This is a genomic window from Acinetobacter pittii ATCC 19004 = CIP 70.29, from assembly GCF_000369045.1.
In the GTDB taxonomy this organism is placed as follows: domain Bacteria; phylum Pseudomonadota; class Gammaproteobacteria; order Pseudomonadales; family Moraxellaceae; genus Acinetobacter; species Acinetobacter pittii.
Window position 1 is genome coordinate 1 of record NZ_KB849790.1, and the last position, 25,414, is coordinate 25,414.

Genomic DNA, 25,414 nt, shown 5'->3' on the forward strand with positions numbered 1-25,414 from the left:
ACCTCTGTAACGGCTACAGGAAACCAAGTATTACAAAATACAAATTTAACAGGTGGAGCTGTTTTATTAGAAGCGGGCGGTTTTATTTTAGGCCAGACTGGATTGAACTTAAATGCGGTCGGAAGTGATTTACTCAAGAATGATACAAAGTTAAATAGTTTAAATGGTGATTTAACAATTCAAACCAATTCTAACTTAACCATTGACCCTAAAGTTTATAGTTTAAAAGCAGTAGGTGATATTGAACTTGTTTCTAAAACTGGCACTTTAACTTTAAAAGGCTATGGTGGAACTGCAGGGAATGGATCGGAACAAGTTGTTAAGCTGGATACAGCAAATGGGGGGATCAATTTAGAAGGTGCTAAGGTTGAGCTACAAGGTTCAAATTTAAAAGCTGCTAAAGATATTTCGATCGTCTCGACAAATGGTGACTTGGTGGTTGATGGAGTTAGAAATACAATTACTAATCAACATACTGATGAATATAAGGCAAAAATAATAAAGCTAGATGAAGAGATAAAAATATTACAAAAGTCGAGTGACTATGAGGCCATAATTGCATTCTTTATGAAAGAGGCTCTTAAAGTCTATGCAAGAATTAGTTCGGGAGAATTAATAGAAGGAAGCCCTGAAATGGACAGAGAGCTTCAAAAGGCTCTTCAAAAGACGACTAAGGAATTCCCAGAATACGTTTCAAAATATGGCCCGCTAAGAGACCAAAAAGATTTTTATTCAGAAATGATAAAACTATTTAACGTAGGTTATGTAAATGGAGAAGTACACTCTGGTTCAAAAATTATCAGCAACACAGGCAACATCCAGCTCGTATCTAATAAAGGTTTAAGTATAAGTGGTTCATCAATGGATGCGAAAGATGGAAAGGTCAATCTTGAAGCTGCTGGAGCCTTAGATGGTGAGGGATATAATATTCAAGGGAAATACAATAACCCTACTGAAAACAGTGTAAAAAAAGGTGTTATTAAAGGCAGTATTATTATTGATGCTAACCAAGACTCATATGAACAAGGAAGCCCTTCTGATAATGATTATCGTTGGTTTAGTCCAGTAAGTCCTACAACTATTAATGGAACTAAAGGCGTTTCTATAAAAGTTATAGGCAAGCAGAGTACAGATAATTTAATTTTACAAGGCGTCGCAATTACCTCAGAAAATGATGTAAATATTGAAGCTTATAAAAATATAATTTTTGATGTTGCAATTAATAATAGTTTTAATAAATCTCAGAAGACTGAGACCAAAAGTAAATGGTATGGCAAAAAGAAAACGATTACCACAACGCAGACTGATGAGAAAAGTGGTGGCTTATCCGTCGATATTGATGCAAAAAATATTAATATTAAGAGTCAAGCAAAGAATACGCCTGCTATGAGTGGTCAGAATCGTACTAGTATTGATATGTATTCAAGTCAACTAACCGCGATTGATGGAAAAATTAATATTCAGGCAGGAGGTGATCTAAACTTTTTAACTGCTGATGATGTATCACTCAATACAACAGATATCAGTAAAAAAAGTTCATTTCTTGGTGTCAAACTGAATAAGTCACATACCACGAATACGAGGAATGTGAAATCAGAATTACCTGCAGAATTAAATGCCGATTATATCGGAACCAAGTCTGGATTTGATACTCGTTTAAAAGGAACTGTATTCAACTATCTAGAAGGAGCAGAAATCCAAGCGGGTGGGACTATTACTTTGGAGAGCGCCTCGACTACTGTCACAGAAACTCTAAAAAAAGAGAGTAATAGTGTTGTTTGGCAATCAATGCAGGATAAAGGCTCTATCACTGAAACTGCTCAGTTACCGAGTTTTAATGGTCCAGTTTTACCTACTTTTAAAGCGGCAGGTGGTTTGAGTGTGCAAGTTCCAATTAGTGAAAAAGACGTTAATAAAGTTGAATTGCGTAATGAAATTCTAAAATTGGCAAATCAGCCAGGTAATGCATATCTCAAAGAATTAGTTAACCGAAAAGATGTTGATTGGCAAACAGTACTATTAACTCAAAAGGATTGGGACTATAAATCACAAGGTTTAACAGGTGCTGGGGCAGCAATTATTGTCATCATTGTAACAATTGTTACGATGGGTTCGGGTTCGGGTACGGCAGCGGCAGCTGGTGCAGCAGGAGGGGCTGCTGCAAGCGGTACTACTGTTGGACTTGGCGCAAGCATGCTCGGTGCTGCTGGCGTTACTACAACAGCAGCAGGAGCAATCGTTCCCTCAGCTCTAGGTGCCATGGCAAATGCAGCAATCACCAGTCTGGCAGCTCAAGCAAGTGTAGGATTGATTAATAACGGCGGAGATATTGGTAAAACACTAAAAGATTTAGGAAGTAAAGATTCTATTAAGAATTTAGCAGCATCAGTAGTCACTGCTGGCTTAATGAGCCAAGTTGGTTCTGCTTTAAATTTAAAACCAGATAGTACTCTTCTACCAGACCGATTAGCTAATAATTTTGCATCATCAGTAGGATCAACTTTAGTACAAACTGCGATTAAAGGGGGAGATCTCGGAGATAATTTACAGGTTGCATTACTAGCAGGTTTAGCTGGAGCATTACAAGGCGAATTAGCTCAAAATCTCAAAGGTCTGGAAGATGTAAACTATATTTTACATAAAATTGCTCATGCAGCAGTTGGATGTGCAGCGGCAGCTGCTACAAAACAGAGCTGCGAAGCTGGAGCGATTGGTGCTGGTGTTGGCGAAATTATTGCACAAGAAATGCTTCATGGCCGAAATCCAACATTCGTTTCAGCAGAAGAGAAAGCTAAAATTGAAGCTTATAGTAAGTTAATTGCTGGTACAATTTCCGCTTATGCTGGGTATGATGTTAATACAGCTGCAAATAGTGCAACTATAGCAATTCAAAATAATGCTTTTAAGGATAAAGCATTATTAAAACTTGAAGCTACACGTAAATATTTGGATGATAAGTCTAAAGCTGCTTTAGATGGCTTAATTAATGCATATAAAAAAGGTGATATAGAAGCTGCTAAAAAATTTAAAAACCAATTAGATGATTCAGTAACAACTTGGGCTAATTCAAGTAGTAGTTATTTAAATATAGAAACAAAATCTGCCTTAGGTGAGATCGTTATTGTTGTTAGTGACTTAGTTATTCCTACTAATTATGTAGAAATTTTGCCAGTTGGTAAACTTTCAAAAGTCGCTAAAATATTAAAAATTGGTGAGGATGGAACTAAGTCTGCTGGGCGTTTAGCAGAAGAGCTTGCAGAGTTACAAAAAGTTGATATTAAATTTGGTAAGACATTACCTGGCGCTAAAGCACCTATCACTGTTACAGCTGAATCAAATATAGGTGGTAAGCATATGTTCGATACCAATCAAACTGCTAGACCAGAAGTTAATCGAACAAATACACCAACTCTTGCTGCTGGAAATGCAAAAATAGATCCAAGTAACCCTAATTTAACAATGAAAAATGCACATGCGGAAATTGCCTTAATTCAAAGAGCATACGATGCTGGTTTAACAAAAGGAGAAACTATGCAGGTGCTTGTTAGAGGAAAGGAAGTATGTGACCATTGTGGGCAAGTGATGAAAACTATGTATGAACGTTCTGGACTAGCCAAATTGATTATTCATGATACAACAAGTGGTAGCACTACTACTTATTATAAAGTTATTGATGCTAAAACTAATATTGCTACAACTAAAATTGTAGTATCGCCAATTTTTGGTCATTAATGTTATTTTATAGAGGTTGCTAATGATTTTATATGTTTGTAGTTATGTTTTAAGAAATCCTTTTTTTTCTGAGAAGCGAATTGATATAAAAGAAATGGGGTGGGAAAAATTATCAAATATAGTCAAAAATGTTTTTTCATTTGGAGGTAGTGTCATTATTCATAAAACGGATGCTGATTGTTCTGAAGAATATGGACGGTTAGCATATAGCGATATAGATAGTTATAGTATGGTTTGTGATTCTAAATACGGTTATTTGTTTGGATGTAGTATTAGTGAAAATGAGAATTATCCGGAAGGTACTTATTTGCGTCTTGTGAATAAAAATGCTAAAAATCCTGATGAGATTTACATTTTTGAACCCCATGAAGATGAATGGAAAGCAAAGTATGTTAATCAAGATCTAGAATTATTATTAAATCTTTTTAAAGATATTTATCAACATGGTGAATTGTCATTAGATTCAAAAGCAAGTTTTGAGTAGTAGCTTTTAATAAAAAAAATTTAACTAATAAATTATTTTATAAAAAACCAGTTGCAAGGATAACTGGTTTTTATAATTTATTATAGTTTTTAATATAATCTAAAATAATTAGTTTAAATTTACTATTTTATTATCTAATTAATTGTCAATAAATTTTAACCCGCAACAATCCGCTTCTCAAGCATTTCCATGAAAGTTTTTAAAATATTATTGTGGTTTTTACCCTTATGAGTAATTAAGCATATAGGGGTACTGTAATACATTTTCTCCTTTGAAACAGCTTGCATAAAACCATCTTCAACCCATTTTTTTGCGTAATGGTCGGGTAAAAAACCCAAGAATTTTCCAGTTAAAATCAGAAATGCGATGCCTTCACGGTCACTTGCTGTCGCTTTACAGTCTAAAAGCTGATGCAACTTTGCCGCTTCTGGTGTAATAGCATAATTAGGGAGAACCGCTTGCCATGTTTTCAACTCATCTAGATTCATATTGCTGCACTGGCTAAACAACGGATGATTTTTGCCACAGTACAAAAATGAACTTTCACTATATAAATCGAAATAGTCTAGACCAGACAAAGGCGTAACAAGTGGAATAACACCTGCATGTAAACGGTTATCGAGCACACGGCATTCAATATCTGACAAAGTACTCATACTAATATTAATAATAACCTCAGCATGTTCCTCTGCAAGTTGTGTCAAGGTATTGGTGATATAGCCTCTAGGCATCGTCACAAGATTGTTAATAATGCCGATATTAAACTCACCCTTAAGACGATTATGCATTTGGTTAACTTTGGAGCGGAAGTCTTCAATGGCTGCCGTAAGCACTTCTATATATTCTAAAATTTCCCGTCCTTCATCGGTCAGGGCAAATCCGGCACGGCCTCGCTGACATAGCCGAATGCCTAAACGATTTTCTAAATCACTCATATGCAAACTGATGGCAGAACGGCTAATGCCAAGAATGCTTTCTGCAGATGTAAAACTATGACAGTCGCAAACCGTTTTAAATATTTTAAGTAATTTAATATCAAAATCAGTGACTTGATTTAATTTTTTGGGTTTCATTTAGTTTTGTTTTTTTAAATCTAAACTCAAGATAATTTGAATTTATCAAACTTATCACGCTATGTACACTCAAACCATAATTTGAAAATAAACAGGAATGGTTATGTTTGATACGGATAAATTCAGTGACTCAGAGCATACTCTGGATGCGGTTCAAACTAATAATAATATGCACATAAATTATCAGGCACACTGGATGCCTTTCTCTGCAAATCGGAACTTTGCTAAAGATCCGCGCATGATTGTGGGCGCAAAAGGATCATACCTAATTGATGATTCGGGCCGTGAAATTTACGACTCACTCTCAGGCCTATGGACTTGTGGTGCTGGTCATACCTTGCCTGAAATTCAACAGGCGGTAAGTGCACAATTAGGTCAGCTTGACTACTCACCAGCTTTTCAGTTTGGTCATCCGTTGTCTTTTAAGTTGGCAGATAAAATTGTTCAGCATATGCCTGAAAAACTACAACACGTTTTCTTTACCAACTCGGGTTCAGAGTCGGCAGATACCGCTATTAAAATGGCACGTGCCTATTGGCGCATTAAAGGTAAACCAAGCAAGACTAAATTGATTGGTCGTGCCCGTGGCTATCATGGTGTAAACGTTGCGGGAACAAGCTTAGGCGGTATTGGTGGCAACCGTAAAATGTTTGGTCAGCTTATGGATGTAGACCATTTACCGCATACCTTGCAACCAAATTTAACTTTTACCAAAGGCTGTGCAGAAACAGGTGGGGTAGAACTTGCCAATGAAATGCTTAAGTTAATTGAGCTACATGATGCTTCAAATATTGCAGCCGTAATTGTGGAGCCTATTTCTGGTTCGGCGGGTTGTATTGTACCGCCAACGAGCTATTTACAACGTTTAAGAGAGATCTGTGATCAGCATGACATCTTGTTAATTTTTGATGAGGTGATTACAGGTTTTGGCCGTTTAGGAACTTGGACGGGAGCAGAGTACTTTGGGGTAACACCAGATATTTTGAACTTTGCGAAACAGGTGACTAATGGTGCCATTCCTTTAGGTGGAGTGGTGGCAAGCCATGAAATTTACTCTGCCTTTATGCAACAAGACTTACCGGAACATGCCATTGAATTTACTCACGGTTATACCTATTCGGCGCATCCGGTTGCTTGTGCGGCTGCTTTAGCTGCGCTTGATGTTTTAGAAAAGAAAAACCTGTTGGCTCAATCTGCGGCGTTAGCACCAACTTTTGAAAAAATGCTGCATGGCTTAAAAGGCGCACCGCACATTTTAGATATTCGTAATTGTGGTTTGATTGGTGCGTTGCAGTTAGCTCCGCGTGATGGCGATGCCACCATCCGAGGTTTTGAGCTTGGTATGAAACTTTGGAAAGAAGGGTTCTATGTTCGCTTTGGAGGCGACACGCTTCAGTTCGGCCCAATGTTTAACAGTACAGAAGCAGATATTGACCGCTTAATGAATGCCGTGGGCGATGCGCTTTATCAAGTGAATTAAGGCTTATAGACATTTTAAGAGCATCGGTAGCGTCTATAGATGTTCTTTAAAAACTAAATGAAAAATACAGTTTGATCTGAAAATTAATTGTAGTAAGGAGTAACAACAATGACAAATGGCCTAGAAGATTTTAGCTATGAGGAAGTTTCAACTGAAAATAGTACGCATAGTGAACAAGCCAAAAAAGTGCTAGGGCATTTCATTCAAGGAAGAATTGTATCTAAAACGGCAAGAAAACAGCCAGTTTACAATCCTGCGACGGGTGAAATTAGTAAAGAAGTCGAAATTGCAGATGCTCAAACGGTAAATGAAGCAGTTCAGGTAGCCGAGCAAGCATTTCCTGCATGGCGCGATACACCAGTCATTAAACGTGCGCGTGTCATGTTTAAGTTCAAACAACTATTAGAACAAAATGCTGAAAAGATTTGCGCTTTGATTGGGCAAGAGCACGGTAAAATTTCTCATGATGCTCAAGGTGAGTTGCAACGTGGTATTGAAAATGTTGAATATGCTTGCGGCGCACCAGAGCTTTTAAAAGGGGAATATTCAAAAAATGTCGGTCCAGATATTGACTCATGGAGCGAGTTCCAACCGTTAGGTGTTGTGGCTGGTATTACACCGTTTAACTTCCCAGCTATGGTGGCGTTGTGGATGTTCCCAATGGCACTGGTTTGCGGTAATTGTTTTATTTTAAAACCTTCTGAAAAAGCGCCTTCTGTGGTTTTATACCTTGCAGAATTATTAAAGCAGGCGGGTTTACCTGACGGCGTGTTTAATGTGGTGAATGGTGACAAAGAAGCGGTAGATGCCTTATTGCATCATCCTCGTATTCAGGCGGTTAGCTTTGTGGGTTCAACACCAATTGCTGAATATATTTACCGTACTGCAACATCCACGGGCAAACGTTGCCAAGCATTAGGTGGGGCAAAAAACCACGCGATTATTATGCCTGATGCCGATATTGATAACGTAGTAACTTCATTGTTAGGCGCAGCTTTTGGTTCTTCAGGTGAACGTTGTATGGCATTGTCAGTAGCAGTAGCCATTGGTGATGAAGTTGCCGATGTAGTCATTGATAAGCTGACTCAAGAAATGAAAAAATTGAAGTTCGGCAACTATGCAGATGCAAGCAACGACTTTGGGCCACTTATTACCCAAGCACATAAAGACAAGGTACAAGCCTATATTCAAAGTGCAGAACAACAAGGCGCAAAAATTGTGGTAGATGGTCGTGATGCAAAACCGACAGGTTACGAAAAAGGTTTCTTTGTTGGACCAACTTTAATTGATCAAGTCACGCCGAACATGACCAGCTACCAGCAAGAGATTTTTGGTCCTGTGTTGCAAGTTATGCGTGTGAATACTATGCAAGAAGCCATGCAACTCATTAATGAACACGAATATGGTAACGGTACTTGTATCTATACCCGTGATGGGGAAGCAGCACGTTATTTTAGCAGTCATATTCAAGTTGGTATGGTGGGTATAAATGTGCCCTTACCGGTACCTGTTGCTTACCATAGCTTTGGTGGTTGGAAGCGTTCATTATTCGGTGATTTACATGCTTATGGTCCAGATGGTGTCCGTTTTTACACACGCCGTAAAACTATTACGCAACGTTGGCCATCTGCTCAGGTCCGTGAAGCAAAACAATTTTCAATGCCAACTTTAAATTAATTATTGCAACAAGGGGAAAACATTAAGTTTTCCCTTTTTCATTACCGTAGGATTTTAAACATGTAATAGATTGTTTTTATAGATATATTTTTAAGGATTGAAATATGAATAATGATACAACAAAAAAATTAGGCGAAGGACTTTCAAATCGCCATATCACAATGATTAGTATTGGCGGTGTTATTGGTGCAGGTTTATTTGTCGGTTCATCTTCTGCAATTGCCAAGGCAGGCCCAGCGGTGATTCTTGCATACCTGATTACCAGCATTATGGTATTTCTGGTCATGCGAATGTTAGGTGAGATGGCCGTTTTAGAACCAGACACTGGTTCATTTTCTACATATGCTCGTAAAGCGATTGGCCCTTGGGCAGGCTTTACCATTGGTTGGTTATATTGGTGGTTTTGGGTGCTTGCGATTCCAGTAGAAGCGATTGCAGGTGCTGAAATTTTACATTCATGGTTTCCGAACGTTTCAGTTTCTATCTATGCGTTCTGTTTTATTGTGTTCTTAAGCTTGGCCAACTTTTTTAGTACCAAAAGTTTTGGTGAGTTTGAGTTCTGGTTTTCTCTAGTTAAAGTAGTGGCCATTATTGGTTTCATTATTATTGGTATTTTGGCAATTTCAGGTATTTGGCCTTTAGCTAAAAATGTTAGCGGCGTTGCCAATTTATATAACAACGCTGGTTTTATGCCGCATGGTATGGGAGGCATTTTATCGGCAATTTTAATTACGGCATTTTCATTCTTTGGAGTAGAAATTGTCTCAATTGCAGCAGCGGAATCATCAAATCCTAAACAGAAAATCAGACGCGCTACCAATTTAGTGTTGTACCGTATTATCCTTTTCTTTGTGGTCTCAATGTTTATTGCTGTTTCACTTGTCGATTGGCGTTCACCAGATTTACAGAAGTATGGGACATTCCAATACGTTTTAATGAGCTTGAACGTACCGGGTACTAAACTCATCATTGATACGGTTGTATTTATTGCTGTTGCAAGTTGTATGAATGCCGCAATTTATACGTCCTCTCGTATGCTATTTCGTTTGGGCACTCGTAGTGAAGCGCCACAAGCAGTAACTAAAATCAATTATGCGGGTGTACCTGCAATTGCAGTGTTTTCTTCAACTTTTATTGGTTTAGTGTGTTGTGTCATTAACTATGTATTCCCCGGAAAAGTATTTGGCTTATTGCTTTCAAGCACAGGGTCAATTGCTTTACTGGTGTACTTAGTTATTGCATTCTCACAACTACGTTTAAGACATAAGTTAGAAGCAGCTGGAGCGGAAATTCCATTTAAAATGTGGTTATTCCCATGGCTGACTTGGTTTGTCATTATTATTATTTTAAGTGTATTGGCTTACATGTTCTTCTCGCCAGCATATAGTTATGAAACCACTTTATCTTTAGGGGTAACTTCGCTTGTGGTTGTTTGTGGGTTGTTCGTCACGCGAAAGCGTAAAGCAACCAGAGCGGTTGCCATGAATTTAGATTAATTAAAAAAGAGACCATAAATGGTCTCTTTTTTTCTCATATTCCAAGATCTAGACGAACTATTTAGTCGTATCAATAGAGACTAAAACCGATAAACCTGGGCGTAATAATTTAACGTCTTTTTGATTTTCAATAAGCTTAATTCGTAAAGGAAGGCGCTGAACAATCTTGGTAAAGTTACCTGTTGCATTGGTCGCCGAGATTGGAGAAAAAAATGCGCCAGTTGAAGGAGAGAAGCTATCTACCACACCTTTTAATTCAACATTATAAGCATCTACATAGACATTAACTGGTTGTCCGATCTTGATCTTTTTTAACTCAATTTCACGGAAGTTGGCTTCTACATAAACCTGATCTAAAGGAACAACCACCATGAGTGGATTACCAGCACTCACAAAGTTACCTACATTAGCTGACTTTTGACCAATCATGCCATCAATAGGTGCACGAACCTCTGTATAGCTCAAATTCAGTTTTGCTTTATCAAGCGCCGCTTGGGCTTGTTTAAGGGCTGCTTGTTTGGCTTGTACCTGAATCTTGTATTGATTGAGCTGATACTGTGCATCAATCACTTTTTCTTTACTGCTGTCTAAGTCAGCATATTGTTCAGTCAAAGTAGTCTTAGATTGCTGTGTAATTAATCTAGACTCCGCTCCAAGTGCCTGTAATTGCTCATAACGAGCCGTATTATCTTTGGTGAGTTTAATTCCAGCTTCTACTTTTCTCAGCTGTGCTTCAGTTTCTCGAATGATAGTGGGTTGTCTATCCACTGCGAGCATTGCTTCACTCAGGTCAGCTTGCGCTTTTGCATAATTAGATTCAGCCTCAGCCAAAGCAGCTTGATAATCACGTGCATCAATCCGCGCTAAAAGTTGGCCTTTTTTTACGGTCTGGTGATCTTTAATGTAAATTTCCTCAATATTGCCCGATACTTTTGGGGCAATTGTTGAGTACTCTACATCTACACGTGCATCGTCTGTTTCAACAACCGAAGAGGGTAAAAATATAAGTTTTAAAACCCATAAAATAGATGCTAAGACAATAATAAACGCAATAGCCATAACCCAATGCTTTTTGAGAAATTGCACCTTGGTTAACTTGGGTGGTTCGGTATGGGTGGTGTCTTGGGCTTCGAGAGTACTCATAAAGATTTTCCTGAGTTATGACTATTCATTAACTTAATGAGAGCAATACGTGGCGGATAAGTTCGAACTGGCAAAATCAACATCACGATGAATAAAATTGCAGTAAGTCCCGCTAAAATCAGATATTGATCACTAATGACCAAAACTGATTGCTGTGCCTGAATCGCAGAATTTAAGGCAGATAAACCACCGGAAACACGTTCGGTACCATCTGCACTCAGCACAGGTGGAGTAAGTGGGTTAATAACAGGGCCTTGAATATTTTGGAAAACATGTTGAGCAGTATTTTCAATCAGTCGTGTTGAATGGTATTCACCGCGAACTCGATTGACCCAGTCCAAAATACACACACCTAGTACACCGCTAATAGCACGCGGGGTATTAATCATAGGGGATGCATAAATTGCCATGGTTGGGTGAACACTGTTTGTACCCATCATTAAGAGCGAGAGCACGACACAGGTTTGCCCCAGACATGAGATTGCATGCCAAAAATAAAATTGGTCTTGATTCCATGTGGTATCAAGTTGACTTGCACCTAGACAACCCGCAATGACCAGAAGTAAACCAAATCCGTGTACATATCGGCTATCCACCCAAGCTTGATTTAAAAGCTTCACAACAATAGGAATATAGATAAATTGCAGTGCCGCAATTTGTAAGCCAATCCACATGGTCTGAGTGGGTTTATAGCCATGTACAGCACTTAAGTAATTGAGTGGTAATGTGCTTGTGGACATACCAATAATGACAAAGCAAAAGAGTGCGAAAACAGCATAAGCAAAATTTCGGATTTCGAGCATTTGCGGTTTAATCAATGGTGACGGATAACGCCATTCATGTATGAAAAACCAAGGTAAAGTTATTGCACTAATTAAGGCTAATACACAAATTAATTGAGAATGGAACCAATCTAAATGGTTGCCATGCAATAACATGGTGCTCAGGCTGGCTAAGCTAATAATCGCTAAAATGGCACCCATCCAATCGTAAGTTTTTATTCTTGAATAATTCAATGGATCTTGGGGAATACCAAAATAAACCAGTGCAGCGCTTAGCGCACAAAACGGAATAGTTTGGAAAAATATCATTTTCCATCCAATTACATCTAAGTAAAAAGCTGAGAGTGCAGCACTTAAGTTGGGAAAGAACGTCGCAGTTAATGCATAGCAGGCTAATCCCCATAGCCGAATGTCAGGTCCTAAAAATCTAAGCGCACAGGCCATGAGCAAAGGAATCGTTAAACCATTGGCGAGCCCTTGTAAACCACGTAATAGATAAAAGATTTCGATATTTGGACTAAAAGGAATTAAAACGCTAGAAAAAAGGCAAAGTCCTATAGCAAAAAGAAGAACTCTGCGCATAGAAAAAATGACTGCCCAACTCGTAGACAGGATCATTCCAATAATCATCGCACTTGCGTAAATACTATTAACCCAATAACCCGAGTCGACACTAATGCCCATTGCACCTCGAATGTCGACTAAAGTAATGCTGGTAATTCGGTTATTAAATTCAACAGTCATTGCAGCAAATATTGCACCTGCTAAACCGATGAGTGGCTTTGTATTCATCTTTTACCTTAAATCTTAAACATCAATTCATTGCACGGAGTAGATATTTACTGTACTGTACCGATCGGTACTCTACTCTTTAATTAAATTTCCGTCAATTCTCGATTTTGAACTTTTCGATGAGTTACACTTAGAACGAAATCGCTAAAATTTTTATAAGGTCAATATGTCTGGTTTAACGAAAGCTCATGAAAAAGATCAAAAAATTCTGGATGCAGCAACAAAGTTTTTTTTGATCCACGGCTTTAGTGGCACAACGACAGACATGATTCAAAAGGAAGCAGGGGTTTCAAAAGCAACGATGTATGGTTGCTATAAGAATAAAGAAGCGATGTTTGCAGCGGTGATTGAACGTCAATGTACCAACATGCAAAAACAAATTATTTTAGTTGAGACAAAAGCCGATAATTTACGATCAGCACTAACTGAAATTGGGAAGACCTATCTGTGTTTTATATTATCGCATTCAGGCTTGGCTTTTTTTAGGGTCTGTATTGCAGAAGCGGTAAGGTTCCCAGAGTTATCTGAAAAATTCTTTGAATTGGGTCCACAGCGTCTAGCAAATATCATTGCAGGATATCTAGAAAAATCCGTTAAACAGGGCGAAATTGAATTAAGTTCTTCTTCAGAAGTTGCTGCGAATATATTTTTATCGCTATTAAGAAGTGATGCTCATCTAAAATGTTTGACACATCCTGATTATTTAATATCAGAGAATGAAATTAGTACTTGGGTTGAATACGCTGTTGATTTATTTTTAAAAAATATTAAGTATTGTCAGAGTTAGTTTCTTTATTCGATGATCTAAAAAAAAATACTTTAAAAATTATTTTATTCTCGAGTGATTTAAAGCTTAGTAAAATCTTTGCTTTAAAATTTTTAGTTAAAAAAGGAGTTGAGTTGAAACCGAACTCCTTTTTAGCAAGATTTACGATTTAGACGGAATATATTTACGCATAGCAAAGATAAACAGCGTAAATAAAATACTAAAACCAAAAACAGGTAAGCTTAGCCCTAACACGATTCCCACCAATATTAACCATATTTTTTGTGAGCCAGTTGCACGGTTCCAAATTAATAGACTTTGACCAACAAAGTGAGTTGTCATGAGTTTTAAATTCGAGTTTTTAAACGCAGCACTATATCCGTAAATAATCATAATACAGAGTGCGAAAGCATAAAGAGCCAGTACCAATTGATTTATCCAGCCAAATAAAACCCCAATATGCGCATCAACTCCCCAACGAGTGAGTTTTGCCACTAAAGAGTAGTCTTTAAACGCAAGTTGATCGATAACTTTGTGTTGTTCCATATCAATGGCGATACTGTCTGCTTGAGTTGGCCATTTGCGCTGAATTTCGGCTACAGTCCAAGCTTGATTTCCACTGGTTGGTGGTTTGATTTGTATTTGTGCTGCATCAATACCATGTGCTCTGGCGATTGAAAGAGCAGTATCGTACTCAGTCGAGACAATATTTAAATTAAGATTTTCACTATGAGGCATCTCGTGATGTTCATGATGCATCACTGTAGGTAAATTATCTGTTTGAAGGGAAGTTGCTAATGTTGGGGTTTGCCAGTTAAGCCACTGACGAGCAACTCGAATATTATCGCCAGCCCACTCGGACCACGTAAGACCCGTAATAGCAATTAATAATAAAAGTGGAAATAAACTTAAGCCCAGCGAGCTATGCCATCTTAATAATCTATTTTTTTGTGTCTGCCTAATTTTAAGATTTTGACGCCGTTTCCACCAATTATATAGCCCGGTTAAAGTCAAAATAGCTAACCAACTTGCTGCCAGTTCACTATAAAAGCGGCCCCATTTTCCTAGCAATAAATTGCTATGTAACTGGTCGAGCGTAGTTCGAAATGGCAGAACCCCACTGGTACCATAAACCGCTAGATGGCCTTTGGCTTTAAGTGTAAAAGGATCAATAAAAACGGCTTCACTTGTAAAATCGTGGATAGGGTCTGAAAAAATTACACGTGTTGTCTGATCAGAGCTAGGAGCTGGCCTAACTTCAATCACCTGTGCAGACTTTGGCATTACTTGCTTTGCAGCTTCAATTTGCTGGCTCAGCTTATGTGGTGTTTGATTCAGTGGCTTAACATATAAAACATCTTTATAAATGGCTTGTTCAAGTTGTGGTGTAATAGCATAGAGTAAACCAGTGATTGCTGCGAACAAGATAAATGGTGCAATAAAAATACCGGCATAAATATGAATTAAGCGGTAAAGACTACGCCAGAAAGATGATTGGGTCAGCATCGGAAGATAATGTCTATCAGATTTTAGGCTGGATTATAACGATTTATTTATTTTAATGTTGATTGAGTGGTAACCACTATTAAATTATTTGATTAGCCACCTTGTAAACTTTTGGCCTAATAATTAAATAGTTTTTATTACTTGGTAAATTTGGCGTTTTTTTTGCTTACTCTTTAATATCTTAGCTATTACGTTTAATTTGACCGCTGTATTAACCATGACTCAAACCGTCTTGCTAACTTATGGTGTTTTTTTCACATGAAAAATGCACCAAATAGGCACGTCTTTTTATTTTGCACTGTATTTGTGCAAGGCATGCCGTAATGAAGTTATTCGCTTCATTACTCACTTTACTCATTCTATGTGGATGTTCTTCATCTGAACAAAGTGGTAAAGCGCAAGAAAAGTTAGCAGCCCATTCGATATGTGTCTTTGATAGTACAAATACAAAAGTCTGTGTAGCCAAACCCGCCCAAAGAATTGTTTCTTTGTTTGAGTCGGGTTTAGATGGCTTATATATGCTAGGGCAAGGTCATAAAGTGATTGGCATACCGGCCGAAGTATACATCCAACCTTTATTATTTAATGCCTATTCAAAAATAGATAAGCGTATCGCCAATAAGCAGCTTGCGACGCCTTCACAAGGGGCAAATGCAACCAATATTGAAAGCCTTGTGTTGTTAAAACCTGATCTGGTGATTGTAGGGAGCGGGCAGACTCAAACAACTGAACTGTTGCGGCAGTTTGGCATTGCTGTATATGTGATGGAGTCTAGTACCTACCAGCAAGTGAAAGAAGAGTTATCTGAAATTGCCGTTTTGAGCGGCGCCCAAAAGCGTGCTCAGGAAATTTTAAGTTTTTCTGATGAAATTGTGGCGGAGGTCGCAGCCAAAACTGCACGTCAGCCAAATAAGCAATCGATTTACTATGCATGGTCAGGAGGGCGAATTTTTTCTACCTCGGGACGTCAGTCGATTACCAATGATTTTATTGAGCTGGCGGGTGCTTACAACATTATTCAGACCAATACGAATCAACCCAATGTAAATCCAGAGACTTTAATTGAATGGAACCCCGACAATATTGTGCTTTGGAATACCAATCCTAAACTGATTTATGAACGAAAAGAATTACAAGGTTTAAGCGCTATACAAAACCGAAAGGTATTTAATTTGAGTCCTGCATTTATATATAACCCCCATACCATCAAAATCATTATTACGGCGATTTATTTGAATCATAGTATTTATCCCGAACAGTCCGATTTACCCGTAAGTGCTTTACAACAGCGTATTTTAACTAAGTTGTATGGTGAGCACCTTGCAAAAGCGTTGGTGCAATAAATATGGAAAAACTGAAGTATTATTGGTTTTACCCTTTACCTTTCCTCATGATTTTTATCTCGCTGCTTATTGGGCCAACTCAGACCTTGAGTGCATGGGACTATTTGCTGTGGGGTGTACAAGCAGTTTTTGGTACACCATATTTTGATGCAGAACAATTTAGGCTGATGCAAAACATTCTGGTCAATGTCAGATTACCCAGAATTTTACTGACCTTTATGGTGGGAGCTGCATTAGCAACCGCAGGTAATGGCTTGCAGGCCTTGTTTCGTAATCCATTGGTTGACTCGTATGTACTCGGTATTTCATCTGGTGCGGCGTTTGGTGCAGCTTTAGCACTTTCTTTAAGTTGGCTTTCGCCAAATCTATCCGCCTTTGTTTTTGGCGTTTGTGCTGTTGGCTTAACGTATTTATTTGCGCATCAAAAACATGAAAGCCAGACGTCTTTAGTGATGGTAATTTTATCGGGCATGATTGTTTCGGGGCTGTTTTTGGCAGGTCTTACGGTTATTCAATACCTAAGCGATCCATTTAAACTGCAAGCCATTGTGCAATGGACCATGGGCAACTTACATCAGGCTTCTTGGCAAAAAGTTCAATACGCCGTGCTACCAATTTGTATTGGCCTCGCCGGATTATTTGCTATGCGTTGGCGATTAAACTTGATGGCACTTGGTGCTGAAGAAGCGCAGGCTGTGGGTGTTAACCCAAGATGGGAACAACTGCTTTTAATTGCTCTAGTCACAGTATGTACGTCAACTTCTGTAGCCGCTGCAGGCATTATTAGTCTATATGGGCTCTTTATGCCGCATATTGTGAGAATGTTGGTTGGGCCAGATCACCGCTATAGTATTCCTGCCAATATGGTGTTGGGCGGTAGTTTTTTACTGTTGATTGATAACTTTTCTCGGGTTTTACTTACGTTTGAAATACCGATTGGTATTTTTACCATGCTACTTGGCGCGCCATTTTTCTTATTATTAATGAAAACACAGAGGACTCATTGGGCATGATTCAAATTGATCAGTTAAATTATGCCTATGGGCACAAACAGGTTCTTAAAAATATTCATCTAGAGTTTCCCGAAAATCAGTTTTCAGTGATTTTAGGGCGTAATGGCTGTGGGAAATCGACACTGTTTAAATTGATGGCGGGCCTAGAACCTGTAAAAGATGGCTTGATTCGTTACTCTGGAAAACCACTATCGGACTTTAAAGGGAAAGATCGTGCTGCATTACTCGGTTTTTTACCGCAGTTTCATAAAACCGTATTTCCATTTCTGGTTAAAGATGTAGTGATTACAGGACGTGCCGCTTTTAGCAGATATAGGCCTTCAAAGTCAGACTGGGAACGTGTAGACCAAGCTTTGCTTGATTTAGACATCGAGCATTTGCGTGACCGTCCTTATACCGAGTTATCGGGTGGTGAACGGCAATTGGTCATGATTGCCCGTATTTTAGTGCAAGCCCCAAAAGTTATTTTGCTCGATGAACCAACCAACCATCTCGATGTTTATTATCAGTCTTATTTAATGAAAAAATTGCGTCAGTTGTCGCGGCAAAATTTTACGGTGATTGCGATTATGCATGATCCCAATTTAGCTTTTTTATTTGCAGATCATCTGTTTTTTATGCGCCAACATGAGGTGGTTAAGCCTGAGTCTAAAACACGAATAACTGATCCGAAGTTTTTAAAAAGTGTCTACGATGTTGAGTTCCATGAAGCCATGATTCAAGACAAAACGATTGTGATACCTGATCATTCTTGGCTATGAATATGTTGAATTATCAGCTAGTGGGAAAAACTGATTATGAGTCAGCGGTAGAGTTTGTGCTTTATACTAGACAGCTTTTATTCCCAGAAATTTATCATGGGCAAGTTCCCAAAGATTTACAAAATTTTGAGCAATATTATGTTCATGATCCATTGGGCTGCTTTATTACGGTAAAAGATCAAAACCGCATTATTGGCACCATTGCATATCGAGCTTATGACCATCGTTTTGATTTAAATTTGCCGTCTAATACGGTAGAAGTCGTTAAGTTGTTTGTATTGCCTGAATACCGCCGTAAGGGCATCGCAACTCAGCTATGCAACATGTTGTTTAGCCATGCACAAAAGAATGAAATTACTATTTTGTATTTGCATACTCATCCTTTTTTGCCGGCGGCTGAAGAGTTTTGGACTCTACAAGGTTTTGAGGTTATTCAACGGGAATGGATCGATACCTATGACACCATTCACATGAGTAAATCTTTATAGCGCTTTATTATGCGTATGAAATCTTTTTTGAAAATGGGTAGGTGGATGACCCATAATTTTACTGAACATTGCAGTAAATGCTGCCGAGTGCTCATAGCCCAAACTAAAGGCAATTTCCGTAATTGAGATATTTTCTTTTAACGCATTTAAAGCATAGATGATGCAGACTCGATTACGCCAAGCCTGAAATGACATGCCCGTTTCTGACTTAAACCAACGATGAAAAGTTCGTTCACTTTTATTATGGACATGTGCCCAATCCTTAGGGCTGCTATGAATATCGGGATGCTCCATAAACTCAGCACATTGTTTAGATAATAATGTGTTGTGAGGCAATGGAATAAATAGAGGTAGGGCTGGTGCAGCTTCTAACTCATATAACAATAAATCGATAAGAGCGCCGTCACGGCCTGAATGCTGGTAGTCAATAGGTAGCTGATTAGCCTGAATGAGCAGTTGATGTAACAAAGGCGAGACTTGTATAACCTCGCAATAGTTTGCTTGTCTTGGTGCATGGCCCGCTTCTATATACAAACTATAAGTACTGACTTTAGATAGCCATACCCGATGTGGTTTACCTGCAGGTATCCATACACCGCTATACGGTAACACGAGCCATTGTCCATCTTCAGTTTCAACTTTCATGAGGCCTTCGGGTGCATATAAGAACTGAGCACGACGATGACTATGCGTATCTAACAAGGTATCAGCAGGATAATCTGATCCTAACGCTAGAACCGCTTGCGGTAGATGGTCTACCTCGTTAATTGGAATATTACGCATATTTTTTGGCTTAAAAAAATAAAAAGATGGCTTTTCTACGTTAGTTTGCCATAGGGCTATTTTATATCATTCCTCTATAAACGTGAGGAAGATAATCATGCTATATGAGCTATTTCTATTTGGATTACTTTCAGGCATAACCACTTGGTTATTTGGTTTTGGCGGCGGATTTGTTGCTGTACCTTTGCTTTATACAGTCATTATTCAAAAGTGGAGTAATGAAAGTAATATCGGCATACATGCCATGCAAATCGCCGTAGCTACATCAGCTTTTGTCAAGCTGTGTTCGGCAAGTTTTGCAACCTTCCGACACTATCGTTCTGGGCCGATAGATTGGCAAAAAATCCGCTTTTTATGGGGTGGTATCGCATTTGGTGGAATTGTCGGTGCAGTAATGGCCTCATTATTTAATGGAAATTGGCTTCGCTGGATATTTATGGGTTATGTATTCATAACCATTATTGATTGTTATTACCGACCAGGATTTATGGTGGTATCAGTGCAAAAGCAAAACTATGGTCAGAACAGCGAACTCATTAAAGGGGGAATTATTGGTTGGGTTGCGGCACTTTTAGGTGTAGGTGGCAGTGTAATGACGGTTCCTTTATTACGGCGGCGGGGTAGTTCTATGGCAGAGGCTGCGGCTATTGCAAACATTCTCACGCTGCCTTTGTCTTTAACTGCAACACTGACCTATTGTGTATTGTCACTTTGGCAATCTACACCCAACGGATTTATCGGTCTAATCTGGTTTAAAGCCGCTTTATTCTTGGTGACTGGAACATGGATCGGGCTATATTTTTCAGAAAAATTTATTTCAAAACTACCTGATTTATGGCGTGCAAAGTTGTATCCATTACTTTTAATAATAGTTCTACTAGTCATGCTTTTTGTAAATTAATTTTTTATTTCAATTAATTGAAGAATAATTTCTCTGAAATATCGAATCACTAAATGCTCTAAAACTGTAAATTTTATGTCTTAAAGGGCTTTGAAAAAAGTTTGAAAATTAGACTTGCAATATATAGTGGCTTTATGCCACTATATATTCATCGAAGGTCATCAGACAAAAAGAGGATGATATGGCTATCCAGCTTTTAGATGCGGCAAGAAATGAGATTCCAGTGAAATTCACGCAGTTTTCTGGTGGCGAGCGTCATGTTCAAATTGATGAGACAACCTTAGGTTCACTATCTGGCAAGGTATTGGTCCGTGCAAAGATGGCCTCAAGTTACGATGTGATGGACTATTTACTACTTGAAAATATATTGTTGACTCAGGGTTTAACCATTGACCTAGAAATTCCGTATTTTCCATATGCACGTCAGGACCGTATTTGTGCAGTAGGCCAAGCGTTCTCACTTGATGTGATGACCAAGTTACTCAACATCAATGCAGACAAAAAAGCGGGCAAACAAGGCAAGGTGACTGTTTGGGACTGCCATAGTGAAGTAACAACAGCATTACTTGCTGCCAATACTTCTTTTAGTGAAGTTGTAAACATCAGTTCAGTCGACATCATCGCAAAGAGTGAAGCGCTAAGCACATTATTAAAAGATGAAAAAACAGTGCTGATTTGCCCAGACAAAGGCGCGAAAGCACGTACACAAATGGTTGCAGATGCTTCTAATGGCGAGCGCAAACAACCCATCACTATTGTTCAGTGTGATAAAAAACGTGACCCAGTGACTGGCAAAATTTTGGGTACACATGTACATGCGACTGATTTATCAGGCCTCACAGCGGTCATTACCGATGATATTTGTGACGGCGGTGCAACCTTTATTGGTATTGCCAAAGAACTGCGTCGTCTCAATTGCACTAAGGTCGTTCTATATGTGACCCACGGTATTTTTAGTAAAGGAATAGAGGTTTTTGATGGGCTGCTTGACCAGCTATTTACCTCGGACAGCTTTTCACAACAACCATCAGACAAAATTTCAGTAATTGCTTTTGCAGCAGAATAAAGAGAACAAAGATGACGATTAAACTTAATCCATTAAACGCTATCGATTTTTATAAAGCCGATCACAGACGTCAGTATCCAGCAGGTACAGAGTACGTATACGCAAACTTTACGCCGCGTTCATCTCGGCTCGCCAAGATGTTACCTGACTTCGACGATAAAGTTGTGTTCTTTGGACTTCAGGGTTTTATCAAACACTTTTTAATCGATACATGGAATGAAGGCTTTTTCAAACAACCTAAAGACAAGGTAGTGGCAGCATATAAACGCCGTATGGATAGCTCATTAGGTGAAGGTGCTGTACCTGTTGATCACATTGAAGCGTTACACGACTTGGGTTATTTACCATTGCGCATTAAAGCATTGCCAGAAGGTAGCCGCGTCAATATGCGTGTACCTGTACTTACCGTGATTAACACTGACCCGCGTTTCTTTTGGTTAACTAACTATATTGAAACCGTATTAAGTGCTGAGCTTTGGAAAAGCTGTACTACGGCCACAATTGCCTATGAATACAAACGCTTATTAACACAATATGCCGTAAAAACTGGCGCACCACTCGATTTTGTGCCTGTGCAAGGACACGATTTTAGTAGCCGTGGCATGAGTGGAGTTTATGATGCTGCTCAGTCTGGTGTGGGTCACTTAACCAGTTTTATTGGAACAGACTCGGTTGCTTCAATCGACTATGCCGAAGAATATTACAATGCAACAGGTGTTGTTGGGGTATCTGTACCAGCGACCGAACACAGTGTGATGTGTATGGGTACAGAAGACAGTGAGCTAGAAACATTTAAGCGTTTAATCTGTGAGCTTTATCCGTCGGGTGTTGTCAGTATTGTGTCTGATACTTGGGACTTTTGGCGAGTGATTACCGAGTTTACAGTGGCTTTAAAATCTGAAATTTTGGCAAGACAACCGAATGCTTTAGGTTTGGCTAAATTAGTTTTCCGTCCTGACTCTGGTGATCCTGTCAAAATTATTTGTGGTGACCCAGACGCCGAAGTCGGCAGCCCAGCTTATAAAGGCGCGGTTGAATGTTTATGGGAAGTGTTTGGCGGTACAACCACAGACCAAGGCTATAAAGTATTGAATGAGCGTGTCGGTTTAATTTACGGTGACTCAATTACCCTAGATCGCGCACAGCGTATTTTAGAAGGACTTGAAGCCAAAGGCTTTGCTTCAAACAACTTGGTGTTTGGTATAGGTAGCTTTACCTATAACTACTTAACTCGCGACACCTTTGGGTTTGCTGTTAAAGCGACTTGGGGGCAGGTAAATGGTGTAGGCCGAGAGTTGTTTAAAGACCCAATTACTGACTCAGGTGTGAAAAAATCTGCGAAAGGTCTATTACGCATTGAAGAAAGTGAAAATGGTTTTACCTTGTTTGATGAGCAAACAGCCGAACAAGAACAAGGCGGAGCACTAAAAACTGTCTTTGAAAATGGTAAACTTCAATATGAGTGTACTTTGGATCAAATACGTGAGCGTTTATCCATCGCATAACTGAGTTTAGATGAGCCGTTGCATGAGTATCGGCTCATCATTTTTATTGAGAGGCTGAACGTGACTATTCAAACTGAACAAGAATTCCTTGCCAGTTATGATCGCCGAGATTATGACGCACCTTTACTCACGGTCGATATGGCTATTTTCTCGGTATTTAATGGTCAGTTGCAGGTACTACTCATTAAGCGCCCAAACTTTCCAGCCAAAGACCAGTGGGCTTTACCCGGCGGTTTTGCTGATTTAACCCATGACCAAGATTTGATGGCCACGGCTTATCGTAAGCTGGTCGAAAAAACAGGAATTAGTTCACCTTACTTGGAACAAGTTGCCTCTGTGGGCAATGCCAAACGTGACCCGCGTGGCTGGGCAGTAACCATTTTGTATTTTGCTTTAATTGATTTTAATGCCTATCAACACCAAGCTTTGGCTGAGTACAGCGAATGGGTGCCTGTAACAAAAGCACAAGATTTAGCATTAGCGTTTGATCATAATGAGTTGCTTAACTTGGCATTAGAGCGCTTAACCAATAAAACCCGCTATACCGCATTGCCAGCCAGTCTAATGCCCGAGTTATTTACGCTAACTGAGCTACAAACTATTTATGAAATTATTCTTGGCCAATCGTTAGATAAAAAAGCGTTTAGACGCCGTATGATAGAGGCAGGTGCAGTTGAAGAAACTAACCAAAGTAAAATTGTGGGCAAACGACCAGCTCAGCTTTATCGCTATGCACTCGATTCTTTCGATTTTATATTTCCTCGCTCACTCGAATTACCTAGAAATAAAGAGGGTGAAGATAAGCAAAACAATGAGCTTTCTGACTAGCGCATCTTGATGCACTTTGATTTATAATGCCGCGCTTATGATTGATGTCATGTTTTGATAAGCACTTTGCCTATGTCACACGTTTCTCCCTGCTTCCAACAAAATCAGTTCTTTGTGTTGGTGGAGTATCTCACTTCACTGCATGAAATTTATCCTGTAAGACATGAGTTTGCAGGATATCCGGCTGCAATGACATTGGCAGATCGTGTACATTCAGATCATGATATTGCGCCGCTTGAAGCCAGCAAAAGTTATCCTGACTCAATAGAGAAAGTCTTACACTTTTCAGGTAAGGCCCGAGACATACAAGACTTTGAGCGCTTTTTAGAACAAGCTCAAGCAGCCAATATTCAAAACTTGTTATTGCTTACAGGCGATAAACTCAAAGAACACCATAATGGGCGAGATGGACAGCCGCGTAGTCGTTACCTAGAGTCGGTAAACGCGGTAATGGCTGCTAAGCAACACGGCGGGTTTCGTATTGGGGTTGCTTTTAACCCATTTAAATATGTCGAAGCTGAGCGGGATGCACAGTACTTAAAACTGCATAAGAAGATTAAAGCAGGCGCTGATTTTATCATTACCCAATTAGGTTATGACATTGAAGCCTTAAAACAAGCCAAATCATTTTTAACAAAGAACAATTATTCGCAGCAAATACTGGCTTGTGTAATGCCTCTGACTTTAGGCCGAGCCAATTTTATGGTGAAGCATAAAGTCGCTGGTATTGTAATTACGCCACACATGTTAAAAGTCTTGGCAGATGAAAAACAGGCAGGGCATACAGACCGTGTTTATTTGCGCTGTGCTTTACAGATTTTAATATGTAAACATGTAGGATTTTCTGGAATTCACTTATCCGCTTGCCATAAGCCAGAAGAGCAAATGCTACTTGAGAGCTACATTGAGCAATACAGACATTTGGAGCTTAAAGCTTTAGAAGAGCTTTGGAATTCACTTTGGCAAGTCACGTCAGGCAAAGAGTTTTCGCCTGAAATTTCGCGTTTTTCACGTCAACCAACCTCTAAACAATTAATTAAATATCGTCAGCTACATGTTATGCATGAAGCAATGTTTGGATCAAAAATCGCTAAAGGCGTCGGACGTTTTATTTTCAAAGCATCTTTTTGGGAAAACGCTTTGATCGTCAAACTCTTACTTAAAACAGAAGTGCTGAGTAAACATAGCCTAGTGGGCTGTGAAAGCTGTGGCCAGTGTCGTTTAAGTGATACCTTATATATTTGCCCTGAAACGTGTCCAAAAGGTTTAGCCAATGGGCCTTGTGGCGGTACAACTTTAGACCGCTGTGAATTTGGTGACCGTGAATGTATTCATTCCGTTAAAGCAAGACTTGCAAAAGCAGTTGAACAAACTGAAATATTAAAAGAGAAATTGATTCCAACTGTGCCTCTTGAAACCAGAGGAACCAGTTCTTGGAAAAATTGGTATTTAGCGACTGAGGCTTAAGTTTTGTATTAACCGTTGATTTGATCATGCTAAAAAAATCAAATGATATGCTAAAGCACGGCGATAATTTAAAAATAACAATTGTTTGCCTTAATTATGTCCAATCAAAACGGCTATCGAGGAGTATACTTAAAGCAAATCTTTTGCGTTAAAGGAAAGGCTGTCTCAATGAAAAAATTGGTTGCTGTACTTACTGTAATTGTTGTTTTAACTGGATGCGTTTACGACCCTGTTAATTACAACAAAATACACGACCAAGAGTTCCAAGATCACCTCAGGCAAAACGGTTAGTAATAAAAAGCCCACTCAATGAGTGGGTTTTCATTTG

General features: G+C 39.0%; 21 protein-coding genes. 16 read left to right on the forward strand and 5 right to left on the reverse strand.

Features of this window, described 5'->3' with window-relative positions; translation table 11 throughout:
* The coding region (locus F928_RS0103800; protein WP_005075916.1) for a DUF637 domain-containing protein at window positions 1–3,732 on the forward strand (3,732 nt) is incomplete at its 5' end.
* A 22-nt stretch (window positions 3,733–3,754) separates the two neighbouring features.
* On the forward strand, window positions 3,755–4,216 hold the full coding sequence (locus F928_RS12620; RefSeq protein WP_005075919.1) for a hypothetical protein: 462 nt from the start codon (window positions 3,755–3,757) through the stop codon (window positions 4,214–4,216).
* A 155-nt stretch (window positions 4,217–4,371) separates the two neighbouring features.
* Here the strand turns inward: F928_RS12620 and F928_RS12625 are convergent, their stop codons facing one another.
* A complete protein-coding gene (locus F928_RS12625; protein WP_002113672.1) occupies window positions 4,372–5,289 on the reverse strand; it encodes a LysR family transcriptional regulator in 918 nt (305 codons plus the stop codon).
* 97 nt (window positions 5,290–5,386) lie between these two features.
* On the opposite strand from F928_RS12625, the gene aptA reads away from it, so the two are divergent.
* The 3 genes from aptA (at window position 5,387) to F928_RS12640 (ending at window position 9,942) form a co-directional block, all read left to right on the forward strand.
* Window positions 5,387–6,769: an omega-aminotransferase AptA gene (aptA, locus tag F928_RS12630; RefSeq protein ID WP_023187880.1), complete on the forward strand. Its 1,383-nt coding sequence runs from the start codon at window positions 5,387–5,389 to the stop codon at window positions 6,767–6,769.
* 108 nt (window positions 6,770–6,877) lie between these two features.
* Window positions 6,878–8,446: a CoA-acylating methylmalonate-semialdehyde dehydrogenase gene (locus F928_RS12635; RefSeq protein ID WP_005075925.1), complete on the forward strand. Its 1,569-nt coding sequence runs from the start codon at window positions 6,878–6,880 to the stop codon at window positions 8,444–8,446.
* A gap of 104 nt (window positions 8,447–8,550) precedes the next feature.
* Window positions 8,551–9,942: an amino acid permease gene (locus tag F928_RS12640; protein WP_005075928.1), complete on the forward strand. Its 1,392-nt coding sequence runs from the start codon at window positions 8,551–8,553 to the stop codon at window positions 9,940–9,942.
* A 57-nt stretch (window positions 9,943–9,999) separates the two neighbouring features.
* Here F928_RS12640 and F928_RS12645 read toward each other — a convergent pair whose 3' ends face one another.
* Window positions 10,000–11,085 (reverse strand): HlyD family secretion protein, encoded by a 1,086-nt coding sequence (locus F928_RS12645; RefSeq protein ID WP_002113815.1) that lies wholly within the window; start codon window positions 11,083–11,085, stop codon window positions 10,000–10,002.
* Entirely contained in the window at window positions 11,082–12,659 is a 1,578-nt protein-coding gene (gene yhcA, locus F928_RS12650; protein ID WP_005075930.1) for an MFS transporter, read from the reverse strand. Before yhcA ends, F928_RS12645 begins: the two co-directional genes overlap by 4 nt.
* A 166-nt stretch (window positions 12,660–12,825) precedes the next feature.
* On the opposite strand from yhcA, the gene F928_RS12655 reads away from it, so the two are divergent.
* The gene (locus F928_RS12655; RefSeq protein WP_002113753.1) at window positions 12,826–13,446 is read left to right on the forward strand and encodes a TetR/AcrR family transcriptional regulator; all 621 of its coding nucleotides are present in this window, start codon (window positions 12,826–12,828) and stop codon (window positions 13,444–13,446) included.
* 141 nt (window positions 13,447–13,587) lie between these two features.
* Here F928_RS12655 and F928_RS12660 read toward each other — a convergent pair whose 3' ends face one another.
* Complete coding sequence (locus F928_RS12660) at window positions 13,588–14,931, reverse strand: PepSY-associated TM helix domain-containing protein (protein ID WP_005075934.1); 1,344 nt, start codon at window positions 14,929–14,931, stop codon at window positions 13,588–13,590.
* A 323-nt stretch (window positions 14,932–15,254) separates the two neighbouring features.
* On the opposite strand from F928_RS12660, the gene F928_RS12665 reads away from it, so the two are divergent.
* Genes F928_RS12665 through F928_RS12680 form a run of 4 tightly spaced genes read left to right on the forward strand, consistent with a single transcriptional unit; the run spans window position 15,255 to window position 18,536 of the window.
* The gene (locus F928_RS12665) at window positions 15,255–16,274 is read left to right on the forward strand and encodes an ABC transporter substrate-binding protein (RefSeq protein ID WP_005075938.1); all 1,020 of its coding nucleotides are present in this window, start codon (window positions 15,255–15,257) and stop codon (window positions 16,272–16,274) included.
* 2 nt (window positions 16,275–16,276) lie between these two features.
* Window positions 16,277–17,287: a FecCD family ABC transporter permease gene (locus F928_RS12670; protein WP_005075941.1), complete on the forward strand. Its 1,011-nt coding sequence runs from the start codon at window positions 16,277–16,279 to the stop codon at window positions 17,285–17,287.
* Window positions 17,284–18,048: an ABC transporter ATP-binding protein gene (locus F928_RS12675; RefSeq protein WP_000614440.1), complete on the forward strand. Its 765-nt coding sequence runs from the start codon at window positions 17,284–17,286 to the stop codon at window positions 18,046–18,048. Before F928_RS12670 ends, F928_RS12675 begins: the two co-directional genes overlap by 4 nt.
* The gene (locus F928_RS12680) at window positions 18,045–18,536 is read left to right on the forward strand and encodes a GNAT family N-acetyltransferase (protein WP_005075944.1); all 492 of its coding nucleotides are present in this window, start codon (window positions 18,045–18,047) and stop codon (window positions 18,534–18,536) included. The genes F928_RS12675 and F928_RS12680 overlap by 4 nt, the downstream gene beginning before the upstream one ends.
* Here the strand turns inward: F928_RS12680 and F928_RS12685 are convergent.
* On the reverse strand, window positions 18,531–19,319 hold the full coding sequence (locus tag F928_RS12685; RefSeq protein ID WP_005075946.1) for an AraC family transcriptional regulator: 789 nt from the start codon (window positions 19,317–19,319) through the stop codon (window positions 18,531–18,533). The two genes, F928_RS12680 and F928_RS12685, sit on opposite strands and share 6 nt — an antisense overlap.
* Before the next feature lie 97 nt (window positions 19,320–19,416).
* On the opposite strand from F928_RS12685, the gene F928_RS12690 reads away from it, so the two are divergent.
* From F928_RS12690 to F928_RS22700, 6 genes are all read left to right on the forward strand, one after another.
* Window positions 19,417–20,220 (forward strand): sulfite exporter TauE/SafE family protein, encoded by an 804-nt coding sequence (locus F928_RS12690; RefSeq protein ID WP_005075950.1) that lies wholly within the window; start codon window positions 19,417–19,419, stop codon window positions 20,218–20,220.
* Window positions 20,221–20,401: 181 nt separating this feature from the next.
* The gene (locus F928_RS12695; protein ID WP_005075952.1) at window positions 20,402–21,286 is read left to right on the forward strand and encodes a phosphoribosyltransferase family protein; all 885 of its coding nucleotides are present in this window, start codon (window positions 20,402–20,404) and stop codon (window positions 21,284–21,286) included.
* Between the two features lie 11 nt (window positions 21,287–21,297).
* Window positions 21,298–22,791, forward strand: a complete 1,494-nt coding sequence (locus tag F928_RS12700; protein ID WP_005075954.1) for a nicotinate phosphoribosyltransferase — start codon at window positions 21,298–21,300, stop codon at window positions 22,789–22,791.
* 60 nt (window positions 22,792–22,851) lie between these two features.
* On the forward strand, window positions 22,852–23,619 hold the full coding sequence (locus F928_RS12705) for an ADPR responsive transcriptional repressor NtrR (RefSeq protein WP_005075956.1): 768 nt from the start codon (window positions 22,852–22,854) through the stop codon (window positions 23,617–23,619).
* A gap of 72 nt (window positions 23,620–23,691) precedes the next feature.
* Complete coding sequence (locus F928_RS12710) at window positions 23,692–25,086, forward strand: methylenetetrahydrofolate reductase C-terminal domain-containing protein (RefSeq protein WP_005075958.1); 1,395 nt, start codon at window positions 23,692–23,694, stop codon at window positions 25,084–25,086.
* 168 nt (window positions 25,087–25,254) lie between these two features.
* The gene (locus F928_RS22700; protein WP_000737387.1) at window positions 25,255–25,377 is read left to right on the forward strand and encodes a hypothetical protein; all 123 of its coding nucleotides are present in this window, start codon (window positions 25,255–25,257) and stop codon (window positions 25,375–25,377) included.
* Window positions 25,378–25,414: the final 37 nt, after the last annotated feature.

Coding starts and splice junctions, on each gene's coding strand:
- F928_RS12710 (WP_005075958.1), top strand. CDS start 23,692: ATGTCACACGTTTCTCCCTGCTTCCAACAAAATCAGTTCTTTGTGTTG.
- F928_RS12635 (WP_005075925.1), top strand. CDS start 6,878: ATGACAAATGGCCTAGAAGATTTTAGCTATGAGGAAGTTTCAACTGAA.
- F928_RS12700 (WP_005075954.1), top strand. CDS start 21,298: ATGACGATTAAACTTAATCCATTAAACGCTATCGATTTTTATAAAGCC.
- F928_RS12640 (WP_005075928.1), top strand. CDS start 8,551: ATGAATAATGATACAACAAAAAAATTAGGCGAAGGACTTTCAAATCGC.
- F928_RS12645 (WP_002113815.1), bottom strand. CDS start 11,085: ATGAGTACTCTCGAAGCCCAAGACACCACCCATACCGAACCACCCAAG.
- F928_RS22700 (WP_000737387.1), top strand. CDS start 25,255: ATGAAAAAATTGGTTGCTGTACTTACTGTAATTGTTGTTTTAACTGGA.
- F928_RS12620 (WP_005075919.1), top strand. CDS start 3,755: ATGATTTTATATGTTTGTAGTTATGTTTTAAGAAATCCTTTTTTTTCT.
- F928_RS12625 (WP_002113672.1), bottom strand. CDS start 5,289: ATGAAACCCAAAAAATTAAATCAAGTCACTGATTTTGATATTAAATTA.
- F928_RS12695 (WP_005075952.1), top strand. CDS start 20,402: ATGGCTATCCAGCTTTTAGATGCGGCAAGAAATGAGATTCCAGTGAAA.
- F928_RS12655 (WP_002113753.1), top strand. CDS start 12,826: ATGTCTGGTTTAACGAAAGCTCATGAAAAAGATCAAAAAATTCTGGAT.
- F928_RS12690 (WP_005075950.1), top strand. CDS start 19,417: ATGCTATATGAGCTATTTCTATTTGGATTACTTTCAGGCATAACCACT.
- yhcA (WP_005075930.1), bottom strand. CDS start 12,659: ATGAATACAAAGCCACTCATCGGTTTAGCAGGTGCAATATTTGCTGCA.
- F928_RS12670 (WP_005075941.1), top strand. CDS start 16,277: ATGGAAAAACTGAAGTATTATTGGTTTTACCCTTTACCTTTCCTCATG.
- F928_RS12660 (WP_005075934.1), bottom strand. CDS start 14,931: ATGCTGACCCAATCATCTTTCTGGCGTAGTCTTTACCGCTTAATTCAT.
- F928_RS12685 (WP_005075946.1), bottom strand. CDS start 19,319: ATGCGTAATATTCCAATTAACGAGGTAGACCATCTACCGCAAGCGGTT.
- F928_RS12680 (WP_005075944.1), top strand. CDS start 18,045: ATGAATATGTTGAATTATCAGCTAGTGGGAAAAACTGATTATGAGTCA.
- aptA (WP_023187880.1), top strand. CDS start 5,387: ATGGTTATGTTTGATACGGATAAATTCAGTGACTCAGAGCATACTCTG.
- F928_RS12665 (WP_005075938.1), top strand. CDS start 15,255: ATGAAGTTATTCGCTTCATTACTCACTTTACTCATTCTATGTGGATGT.
- F928_RS12675 (WP_000614440.1), top strand. CDS start 17,284: ATGATTCAAATTGATCAGTTAAATTATGCCTATGGGCACAAACAGGTT.